Genomic DNA, 6,623 nt, shown 5'->3' on the forward strand with positions numbered 1-6,623 from the left:
CAGTGGATCAGAAGCTGTACTTGACGTTGATGCCGACGTTGTCGCGGTCAGCGAAGGGGGTATCGCCGGCATCGCCGAGGAATGCGTTGTAGCGGGCCTCCAGGGTCAGGTTGTTGAGGTAGCGCCAGGTGGTGCCGACGCCGAGGCGGTGGTCGCCTTCGCCCATGCCGAAGGTGCCGGGCAGGGAGGAGTCGCCGCCCAGGTTCTGGCTGAAGATCAGCGGCACGGTGAGGTCCCAGCCGTTGAAGATGTTCAGGTATTCCAGCGACAGGTTGAGGGTGTAGCCCCAGGAGCTCTTGTCGAAATAGAGCTCGTCGGTGTTCGCGGTTGTCAGCGGGAAGACGCCGCCAGCACCGTCTGGCACGAAGGCGGTGAAGCTCTCGGCGCGGTCGTTGTCGAGCACTTCGTTGTAGCCGACTTCCCCGGTCAGGAGGGTGTTGTCGGCGATCGGCAGGGTTCCGAACGAGTGGATGAAGGACACCTGCGCCTGCATGGTTTCGGCGCGCACCGGGTGCGGCACCAGGCCGGTATCCACCAGCACCGGCTGGCCGTCGCGATAGCTGATCTCGCCGCTGACGTTGGTGTCGCCGAGCACGGTGGAGAAGCTGGCGCCGTACAGGTCGATGTCGTCGAAGTAGCGCACCCGGTAGTTGGCGGTGTTCCAGTCGGTCAGGAAGTCCAGCTGCGGTGCCTTGTCGTGGAAGCGCAGGTAGTAGAGGCCGAACTCGGTGTTGTTCAGCGACTCGGCCACGTAGTTCAGGGCCAGGCCGTACTGCCCGCTGTCGCCGGGGTTGTCATCGTGCAGGCGGCGGGTGATGCCGAAGGCATCGGTGAAACCGCCTTCATCCATCTGGTCGGTGACGGAGAAGAAACTGCCGACGCCGTCGATCTCGGTCTTCTTCCACTCGTACTGGTAGTAGGCCTGCAGGCTCAGGGCATCGGTCAGGTCGATCTGGCCGAACACCTGGCCAACCGGCAGGAACAGCTCCTTGAGTTCCACGCCCGGAGTATTGGCCTTGGTGGCGTCCACCGGGGCCATGCCGCCGGAAATGCCGTTGCCGATGAACAGGCTCTCACCCCAGCTCACCACCTGGTCGCCCACCCGCAGGTTGAGGTTGTGGCCACCCAGGTCCCAGGCGCCATAGACGTAGTGGTCGAGCAGGCGCAGGTCCTTGCCGTGCTGGTCGATGGTGTCGTGGGGGAAGTGGTTGGCCTGCGAGCATTGGCCGCCGGCGAAGCAGTTGGAGGTGCCGGTGCGGTTGTCGTTGCTGCGGTTGTAGACGTCGTCGTAGAAGCCGCTGGCGCGCACGAACAGGCCGAAGTCCTGCTTCCAGTTGAAGTTGGCTTCGGTGAGGAAGCTCGCGCGGTTGCTGATCAGGCTGCCCTTGTCGAAGGCGTTGTTGCCATCGTCGATGTTGGCGATGGCCGGGTTGGGGAAACCGTTGGACAGCGCGTGATCGCGGGACTCGGTTCGCCAGGCCAGGCCGTAGGTGAGGGTGGTGTTCCAGTCGATCTTGAGGTCGTCCTGGGGCTGGAACGACAGTGCCTGGCTCTGGCCGGCGCAGCCGGTCGCCAGGCCGAGCACGGCAATGCGGATCGCGGTCTGCAAGGGACTGCGGGTGGGGCGTCTTGTTGTTTTTGTCATGTTGCTGCTCTCGGCACTGCTGGGCATGGCTCGGTCCGCCAGGCCCAGGGTTGAGTTGAGTGTGGCGACGTGACTATGTGGTCGCAGTCGAGGCGGGAGCATCGTCTGAAAGGACTAAGGGAGGTGTCGGGTGCCGGGAAGGCGGATCGTTGAGTCTTCTGCTCGCCGTGCAGGCGGTTTTCGGTCATGGGTTGCGTAGTCCCATCGGACGATGTTGCTGGGCAGGTGCGCGCTGAGAATCCGGGCTGATTCCGTACCTCGAACAACAACAAAGGAGCAGGGCAGATGAGCGCGAACAGCCCGCAGTGGGACGACAGCTGCGACGTACTGGTGGTGGGTTCCGGAGCCGGTGCGATGACCGCCGCGCTGCGTGCCCATGACCTGGGACTGCAGGTCAGGGTGGTGGAGAAGAGCGACCGCTTCGGCGGCACCTCGGCCATATCCGGCGGCGGCATCTGGATTCCCTGCAACCACCGCATCGCTGCCGTGGGTGGCCAGGATTCGGCTGAAGAAGCCATCCGCTACATCCGCGCCGTCACCCACGGCGAAATCGACGATGGCCGCATCGAGGCCTATGTCGAACATGGCCACCGGGCGATCGAGTATCTCGAACAGCATTCCCGCGTACGCTTCGAGGCCCAGGCGGCCTATGCCGATTACTACCCGGAGGTGGACGGCGGCAAACCCGGTTTCCGCTCGATGGATCCGTTGCCCTTCGATGCCCGCGAACTGGGCGGGGACTTCCAGCGCCTGCGCGAGCCGTCCCCCGGCACCCTGATGATGGGCCGCATGACCATGACCATGAAGGAGGCCAGGGTGCTGCTCTGCCGCGGCCCCGGCTGGGTCGGCCTGACCATGCGGGTGCTCTGGCGCTACTGGCGCGACCTGGGCTGGCGCCTGCGCTCTCGCCGCGACCGTTTCCTGACCCTGGGCAACGCCCTGGTGGCGGCGCTGCGCTGCTCGCTGAAGGACCGCAATGTGCCGCTGACTTTGAACTGCCGGCTCGAGCGCCTGATCGAGGAAGACGGCCGGGTGGTCGGCGCCGAACTGGTGCGCGACGGCCGCCCCTGGCGCCTGCAGGCACGCCGTGGCGTGGTGCTGGGCGCTGGCGGCTTCGAGCGCAACCAGACGATGCGCGCGCAGTACCACCCGCAACCCTCGCGCAGCGACTGGAGTGCCACCCCCCCTTACAACACCGGTGACGCCATCCGCGCCGGCCAGCAGCTGGGCGCCGCCACGGCGCTGATGGAGCACAGCTGGTGGGCGCCGACCACCCATGTCGAGGGCGAGGAGAAGCAGCGCGCGCTGTTCGTCGAGCGCACCTTGCCCGGCTGCATCATGGTGAACTCGGCCGGTGAGCGCTTCGTCAACGAAGCGGCACCCTATACCGACATCGTCTACGCCATGTACGAAAACAACCGCGAGGGCGCCACCAGCGTGCCGTGCTGGCTGATCTTCGATGCCGATTTCCGCCGCAAGTATCCCTGCGGTGCGCTGCTCCCCGGCTATGCCATGCCCGACAGCCGCCTGCCGAAGCACCTGCTGAGCTACTTCCACAAGGCCGACAGCCTGCAGGAACTGGCCGGCAGGATCGGCGTCGACACGGCCGGCCTGATGAGCACCCTGGAGCGTTTCAACCCCATGGCCGAAGCAGGCAAGGACCTGGACTTCCACAAGGGCGATTCGCTGTTCGACCGCTACTACGGCGACCCGACGGTGCAGCCCAACCCTTGCCTCGCGCCCCTGCTGAAAGCGCCTTTCTACGCAGTGAGGATCGATGCCGGCGACATCGGCACCAAGGGCGGCCTGCTCACCGACGTGCATGCCTGCGTACTGCGGGACGACCGCACGCCGATCGACGGCCTCTACGCCATCGGCAACAGCGCCGCCTCGATGATGGGCCGTACCTACCCCGGCGCCGGCTCCACCATCGGTCCGGCCATGGTGTTCGGCTTCCGCGCGGCGGAGCACATCCATGCTGCGGGCGAAAAGACTGTAGGGGCGAATTCATTCGCCAAGCAGGCGTAAGGCCTGCCCTGCACGACCACAGGGGGCAGCTGCGCCGCCCTTGGCGAATGAATTCGCCCCTACAACGAAGGGATCGGGCGCCATACAACAAGAGGATGACGAGATGATCGATTTCGCAGGCAAGACCGTCCTGGTCACCGGTGGTGGCGTGGGCATCGGACGCGCCGTGGTCGAAGCCTTCGCCCGCGCCGGCGCCCGGCTGGCGGTCGCGGAGGTGGATGGCGAGCGTGCTGCCGCCCTGTGCGACCGGCTGGCCAGCCAGGGTGCCGAGGCGCTGGTGGTCCAGGCCGATGTCACCGATGGGGCCCAGGTGGCTTCGCTGGCCGAACAGATCGAGGCACGCTTCGGCGGCCTCGATGTGCTGGTCAACAACGTCGGCGACTCGCTGATGATCGCCAAGCCCTTCGATGGCTACAGCGACGAGGACATCGACCGGCTCTACGCCGTCAACCTGCAGCACATCTTCCGCGTGACCCGCGCGATGCTGCCGCTGCTGCGCCGCCAGGGCGCCGGCGGCAGCATCATCAGCCTGTCGTCCATCGAGGCCTTCCGTGGCATCCCCAACTGCAGCGTCTATGCCGCGTTCAAGGCCGCCATCAGCGGTTTCACCAAGAGCCTGGCGCTGGAACTGGGGCCGGTGGGCATCCGCGTCAACCAGATCGCCCCGGAATCCACCGAAACCCCACAACTGCCCATGTCGCTGATGATCGCCCCCGAGCACCGGGCGCAGCTGCCGAACTGGATTCCCCTGGGCCGCTTCGGCCAGCCGGAAGACATGGCCGGCGCAGCCCTCTTCCTCGCCAGCCCGCTGTCCGGCTGGATCACCGGCACCACCCTGCATGTGGATGGCGGTGCCCTGGCCGCGGCCGGCTGGTACCGCGATCCGAAAGGCACCTGGACCAATGTCCCGGTGATTACCGGCAACGGTTTCAACTTCTGAACCCACAGCATTCGCTGACTGCAGCAAGGAATCCCAGATGAACGCGAACAACTCTCCAGTTGCCGTGGTGACCGGCGCCAGCCGTGGCGTCGGCAAGGGCATCGCCATCGCCCTGGGTGCGGCGGGCATGACCGTCTACCTGAGCGGCCGCTCGGCCACCCAGAGCAACAGCCAGCTGCGCGGCCAACCCCTGCCGGGCAGCCTCGCGGAAACCGCCGAGGCGGTGACCCGTGCCGGCGGCAAGGGCATCGCCGTACCCTGCGACCACCGCGACGATGAGCAGGTGCGCGAACTCTTCGCCCGCGTCGAGCGCGAGCAGGGGCGTCTCGACCTGCTGGTGAACAACGCCACCTTCATCCACGAGAACCTGATCGATCCAGGCCCCTTCTGGCAGAAGCCCCTGGAGATGGTGGACATACTCGACATCGGCCTGCGCTCGGCCTATGTCGCCTGCTATCACGCCGCGCCGTTGCTGGTGAAGAACGGCCACGGGTTGATCACCTTCGTCTCCTCCTTCGGCGCGGGCTGCTACATGCACGGCCCGGCCTACGGCGCGCAGAAGGCGGGCGTGGACAAGTTCGCCGCCGATATGGCCATCGATCTGGAGAACACCGGTGTCGCCGCCGTATCGCTGTGGCTGGGCCCGCAGCGCACCGAGCGCACCGCCATCGCCGGCGCCGAGCGTGCGGACCAGTACGAGGAGTTCCTCGCCATGGCGGAGACCCCGGAGTTCAACGGCCGGGTCATCCATGCACTGCTGAACGACCCGAGTCTCCAGTCACTGTCCGGCCAGACCCTGGTCACCGCCGAACTGGCCCGGGGCTACGGCATCACCGAAGCCGAAGGCCGCCAGCCGCCGTCCTACCGCGAAATGCTCGGAGCGCCCCGCGCACAGCACCCCGCGCGGGTCATCTGACCGAACCCCCGGCCTGGCCGGGAAACTCGAACCCGGGGGCCGGGCGCGGCCTCCAGCAGGAGTATTGATGCGATGAAGATTCTCGTGATCGGCGGGACCGGCCTGATCGGCGGCCACGCGGCGCTTTACCTCAAGGACCACGGCCATGACGTGACCATCGCCGGGCGCAAGCCGGCCGCCGTCGGCAGCGCCCTGGCGCAGCTGAAGCAACTGCAGGGCGACTATGTCGCCGGCACCTTCAGCCGTGACGACCTGGCCGGCTTCGATGCCCTGGTGTTCGCCGCCGGCAGCGATATCCGCCATGCCCCGCAGGGGGACGACCTGGACGCCCACTGGCAGCGCGCCAACGTCGAGGCGATTCCGCGCTTCTTCGAGCTGGCGCGCAGCGCGGGTGTCCGCCAGGCGGTATTGGTGGGCAGCTTTTATCCACAGGTGGCACCGGAGCTGATCGACAGCATTCCCTACGTGCGTTCGCGGCACCTCTCCGACCAGGCGGTACGAGCGCTTTCCGGCCCGGATTTCCGCGTGTGCAGCGTCAACGCCCCCTTCGTGGTCGGCGCCGTACCCGGCCTCAAGGTCGAGATGTTCGAAGCCTACACCCGCTACGCCGAGGGCAAGTTCGCCCCGTTGCCGTTCTTTGGTCCGGCCGGTGGCAGCAACTTCATCTCCACCCGCTCGCTGTCCCAGGCCATCCTCGGCGCGCTGCTGCATGGTGAGTCAGGCGCGGCCTACCTGGTGGGGGATGAGAACCTCAGCTATGCGGAATACTTCCAGGCCTTCCTGCGCGCCGTCGGCAACGACGCCGAGGTGCCGCCGCTGGACCAGGAGCACCCGCTGCTGCCGGACATGGCCCTCTACACCGGGCGTGGCAATACCGTGAGCTACGAGCCGGATGCGGTGGAGACGGCGCTGCTGGGCTATGTGCGCAACGATATCCAGCGTGCGGTGAACGAGGTGGTGGCGCAGTACCGCGGCTGAGTGGCGGGCCTTCGGCCCGCTTGGCGAATGAATTCGCCCCTACAGGGAGGCGCATGGGTCGCGCGGAGGTGCCGGCGTTAGTCACCCCTCTCCCGCTTGCGGGAGAGGGGCCGGGG

5 protein-coding genes are annotated in these 6,623 nt (G+C 66.8%); 4 read left to right on the top strand and 1 reads right to left on the bottom strand.

Translation table 11 applies throughout. The annotated features are described in order from the left end of the window. Positions 1-7: 7 nt before the first annotated feature. Entirely contained in the window at positions 8-1,672 is a 1,665-nt protein-coding gene (locus ACFPU0_RS13575) for a DUF1302 domain-containing protein (protein WP_377693588.1), read from the bottom strand. Positions 1,673-1,930: 258 nt separating this feature from the next. Here ACFPU0_RS13575 and ACFPU0_RS13580 point away from each other — a divergent pair, with 258 nt between their 5' ends. The 4 genes from ACFPU0_RS13580 (at position 1,931) to ACFPU0_RS13595 (ending at position 6,507) form a co-directional block, all read left to right on the top strand. Continuing rightward, entirely contained in the window at positions 1,931-3,673 is a 1,743-nt protein-coding gene (locus ACFPU0_RS13580; RefSeq protein WP_377693589.1) for an FAD-binding protein, read from the top strand. Positions 3,674-3,776: 103 nt separating this feature from the next. Then, a complete protein-coding gene (locus tag ACFPU0_RS13585; protein ID WP_377693590.1) occupies positions 3,777-4,613 on the top strand; it encodes an SDR family NAD(P)-dependent oxidoreductase in 837 nt (278 codons plus the stop codon). 37 nt (positions 4,614-4,650) lie between these two features. Next, entirely contained in the window at positions 4,651-5,529 is an 879-nt protein-coding gene (locus tag ACFPU0_RS13590) for an SDR family NAD(P)-dependent oxidoreductase (RefSeq protein ID WP_377693591.1), read from the top strand. Between the two features lie 72 nt (positions 5,530-5,601). Next, a complete protein-coding gene (locus ACFPU0_RS13595) occupies positions 5,602-6,507 on the top strand; it encodes an NAD-dependent epimerase/dehydratase family protein (RefSeq protein WP_377693592.1) in 906 nt (301 codons plus the stop codon). Positions 6,508-6,623: the final 116 nt, after the last annotated feature.

Source organism: Pseudomonas sp. GCM10022186 (assembly GCF_042656385.1).
GTDB lineage: Bacteria > Pseudomonadota > Gammaproteobacteria > Pseudomonadales > Pseudomonadaceae > Metapseudomonas.

What these genes read in the sequence shown, in the direction of transcription:
- ACFPU0_RS13575 (WP_377693588.1), bottom strand. Translation starts at nt 1,672, where the DNA reads ATGCCCAGCAGTGCCGAGAGCAGCAACATGACAAAAACAACAAGACGC.
- ACFPU0_RS13580 (WP_377693589.1), top strand. Translation starts at nt 1,931, where the DNA reads ATGAGCGCGAACAGCCCGCAGTGGGACGACAGCTGCGACGTACTGGTG.
- ACFPU0_RS13585 (WP_377693590.1), top strand. Translation starts at nt 3,777, where the DNA reads ATGATCGATTTCGCAGGCAAGACCGTCCTGGTCACCGGTGGTGGCGTG.
- ACFPU0_RS13590 (WP_377693591.1), top strand. Translation starts at nt 4,651, where the DNA reads ATGAACGCGAACAACTCTCCAGTTGCCGTGGTGACCGGCGCCAGCCGT.
- ACFPU0_RS13595 (WP_377693592.1), top strand. Translation starts at nt 5,602, where the DNA reads ATGAAGATTCTCGTGATCGGCGGGACCGGCCTGATCGGCGGCCACGCG.